Genomic DNA, 3,492 nt, shown 5'->3' on the forward strand with positions numbered 1-3,492 from the left:
TTGGGGGACGTACGGGGGGAGGCGTCCGGGGACGTACGAGGGGACGACGGCGAGCACGACGCGCTCGGCGTGTTCGGCGAGTCGCGCCAACAGGCCGTCGGGGGCGTGGAGTTCGGGGGTGTCGGCGGTGGAGTCGACGACGGCGACGATCGTGTCGAAGCCGCCGCCCGCGACGTTGTAGGCGTACCGGGTGCCGGGTCCGTCGGCCGGGTTGTCGTGGGCGGGGAAGGTGATCCGGCTGCGGATCGCGTAGCCGGGGTCGTCCACGGGCAGCACGGGCGAGCGGGTGGTGGTCGAGTAGCGGACCTCGGCGGCGAGTCGGTCGTCGAGTCCGGCGGCCAGGCGCAGGGGCGCGTACATCAGCTCCTCGAAGCCGAGTACGAGGACGCGGCGGACGTCGGCGGGTACGGCGTCGGCGAGCCGGGCCGCCATCGTCGGCACGGCGCGCTCCAGGACCACCCGGTCCGCGGGCGTGAAGCCGTGGCGCCCGCCGTCGGGCACGCCCTCGGGCCAGCTCAGGTCGACACGGGTGACGGACGCACACGCAGGGCGGGGGGCGGCCGCGAGCGCCCCGGCTCCCGAGACCCCCGACGCGATGGCCCCAGCGGCCGCCGCGCCCTCGACGCCCGGGGCCGAGGAGGAAGCCGCCGCCTCATGCTCGGCGACCAGGGCCTGGCCCCTCTCCAGTACGCCATCCGGCAGCCGGACCGTCCCCGCGGCCGTCGCGACCAGGTCGACGCGGGCGCCGATCTCCTGGGCGAAGTCCGTGAGCCGGTCCCGGTCCTGGGGCGAGCGCATGTCGACCAGGGCCACGATGACGTACCGGTCGCGCGGGTAGCGCTCGTGCAGGGCACGGATGGTGTTGAGCACCGTGTTGCCGGTGGAGAACTCGTCGTCGACCAGGATCAGCGGTCCGTCGCCCGCCAGCAGTTCCGGGGACTCGGGCAGCAGCAGATGCGAGGTGGCGTGCGAGTGGGACTCCTCGAAGCCGCCCGCCTGCGCGACGCCGTCGACCGGGCGCCGGGTGGAGTGCAGATACGGAGCGAGGCCCACCCCGTCCGCGACGCAGTGGCCGAGCCCGGTGGCGGTCTCCGCGTAGCCGAGTACGACGGCGCGCCGGGCCTGGTCGTCGCCCAGCAGTTCGCGCACCCGCACGCCGAGGTCGTGCCCGGCCGCCCGTACGACGGAGGGCCGCTGCGGCACATGCTTGCCCAGGACGTTCGAGACGAGCAGATGCGCGCGCTTGGGGTTGCGGCGCAGCGCGAGCCCCAGCAGCTCGGGCAGTTGCGCGTCACCGACCAGCTCGACGCCCAGTCGCCCCGCGACCCAGGTCCCCGACCACACCACGATGTTGGTTTCCTTCTCTTTCGGATTCATGCGATGACGTTCAGCTTCATGCGATGACGTTCAGCCGGCCTGCTCGGCCGGGGCGAGACCGGCCGTGAGGAGCTCCACGAAGCCGACGTCGGCGTGCGCGACGCCGAACACCTCGGCGCGCCGCAGCGTCCGTTCCGCCCAGGCGCGGTGCGGCTTCACCTCGTTCATCTTGTTGGTGTACGCCGAGCGCAGCACGCCGCCGCCGTCCCGCCCGGGCCGCAGGATGTCCTGGGCGTCGCTGAACTCCTCGTGGCTGACCACCGACAGCGCGTGCACGGGCAGCACATGCGAGGGGTGGATACAGGTCTTGCCCTGCAGGCCGTTGGCCCGGTCGAGCTCGATCTCGCGGAGCAGCCCGTCCATGTCGTGCTCGATGAGCGCGGCCCGCAGCTCCTCCGCACGGCCGGAGAACGGGGTGGAGCGGAGCTGCGGTTTGAAGATCCGCTCCTGGGTGCGGAAGTACTCCCAGACGGGCCCGGTCACCGTGAAGCCGGTGCCGTCGGCCCGCCCCAGCAGGTTGACCACGTCCCCGATCGCCGAGGCGACGATGCTGACGTCGTAGGCGGTCATGTGCGGCGGCCTGCGCAGTCCGTACGCGGAGCAGAAGTCGGTGACCCCGAGGCGCAGGGCCAGTACCCGCTCGCGGTACTTGTCGACGGTGCGGGCGATCCCGCCCAGGGCCTCGACGCGGGTCTCCAGGTGGAGCAGCTCGGGTGACTCCAGTACGGGCATGGCGAACAGCCGGCGCCCGCCGGCGGCCTCCGCGGCGGTGAGCGCCTCCAGGAACGGCACGCCCCGCTCCTCGGTGAACTTCGGCAGCACGAATCCGGACAGTAGACCGACGGCGGGGCCGAGCCGGCGGACCAGGTCGGGAATCTGCGCGGGCTCACGCACCCGGATGAACAGCAGCGGCAGCGCGGCCCTGTCGCCGCGCCCGGCCAGCGCGGTCAGCTGGCCGACCAGGTTCTCCTCGGCGCCGGGCACCTCGGAGTCCTCGATGGAGTCCTCCAGGCAGAGCACCATCGAGACCACTCCCGCCCTGGCCTGCCGCACGATGTCGTCGGCCAGTCGGGGGCGGGTCGCCGGGCTGTACAGGGTGGCGCCCAGGGCCATGGAGAGCAGGCTCGCCGGGTCGTCGGCGGTGAACTCGCACGGTTCCATATGGAACAGGCGCTTCCGAATCTCAGGCGCGAGATGCCCGAAATGACGCATAAGACTCCCCGTGATGGCAAGACGACTGGCTCGATCCCGACTAGATGTAGCCGGTAATAGTACGTAGGGACGTAGGCCAAGGGTTCCCACCGGGCATGAAGTTCAGGTAACCGCGGCGGGTCCGCAGCAGGTGCGCGCCGTGGCCGTGACAGCCCCCGCGTTGTCCCGGCCGGTGCCGGGAGGGCAGGATGACGCCATGACGCACGCCATGCTGAAGGGGTCGAACGTCCCGCTGGAGGCCACGGCCGTCCGCGCCGTACTGCGCTGGACCCCGGGGCCCGAGGTCCCGGATGTCGATGTCGACGCATCGGCGCTGCTGCTGACCGCCGACGGCCGGGTGCGCTCCGACGAGGACTTCGTCTTCTACAACCAGCCACGCCATCCGTCGGGCAAGGTCTGGCGGCTCGGCAAGAAGCGGCAGACCGACGGCCTCACGGACACCGTCCAGGTGGATCTGGCGGGCCTCGACCCGGCCGTGCACAAGGCCCTGATCGTCGCCTCGGCGGAGAACGTGGCCTTTCAGCACGTACGTGAGCTGCGCATTTCGCTGTACGACGCGGCAGCGGCCGAGGGCGAGCCGTACGCGTACTTCGATGTGAAGCCGGAGACGGGCGCCGAGACCGCGCTGATCTGCGGTGAGCTGTACCGGCGCGGGGACGCGTGGAAGTTCCGGGCGCTGGGCGAGGGCTATGCCAACGGTCTGGTCGGGCTTGCCACAGACTTCGGCATCTCGGTAGACGACTCCGAGGACGCCGCGGACGCCGCCGACGCGCCCGAGAACACCGACACGCCCGACGCCGCTCAGCCCGACCAGGCCGCGCAGCCGGAGCCCGCGCAGCGCCAGCCGGAGCCCGCGCAGCCGGCCGCCCCGCAGCCCGCCCCCGCGCTGCCGACCCAGCCGGT

3 protein-coding genes are annotated in these 3,492 nt (G+C 72.3%); 1 reads left to right on the forward strand and 2 read right to left on the reverse strand.

Annotation, left to right across the window (positions count from 1 at the left end):
• On the reverse strand, positions 1-1,377 hold a 1,377-nt coding region (locus U9R90_RS34460), incomplete at its 3' end, for a phosphoribosyltransferase family protein (protein WP_411061286.1).
• A 30-nt stretch (positions 1,378-1,407) separates the two neighbouring features.
• The gene (locus U9R90_RS34465) at positions 1,408-2,589 is read right to left on the reverse strand and encodes an HpcH/HpaI aldolase/citrate lyase family protein (RefSeq protein ID WP_411061287.1); all 1,182 of its coding nucleotides are present in this window, start codon (positions 2,587-2,589) and stop codon (positions 1,408-1,410) included.
• Between the two features lie 196 nt (positions 2,590-2,785).
• On the opposite strand from U9R90_RS34465, the gene U9R90_RS34470 reads away from it, so the two are divergent.
• Positions 2,786-3,492, forward strand: a 707-nt coding sequence (locus U9R90_RS34470) for a TerD family protein (protein WP_411061288.1), incomplete at its 3' end; no start/stop codon positions are given.

This window comes from Streptomyces sp. E11-3, assembly GCF_046540415.1.
GTDB lineage: Bacteria > Actinomycetota > Actinomycetes > Streptomycetales > Streptomycetaceae > Streptomyces.

What these genes read in the sequence shown, in the direction of transcription:
- U9R90_RS34465 (WP_411061287.1), bottom strand. Translation starts at nt 2,589, where the DNA reads ATGCGTCATTTCGGGCATCTCGCGCCTGAGATTCGGAAGCGCCTGTTC.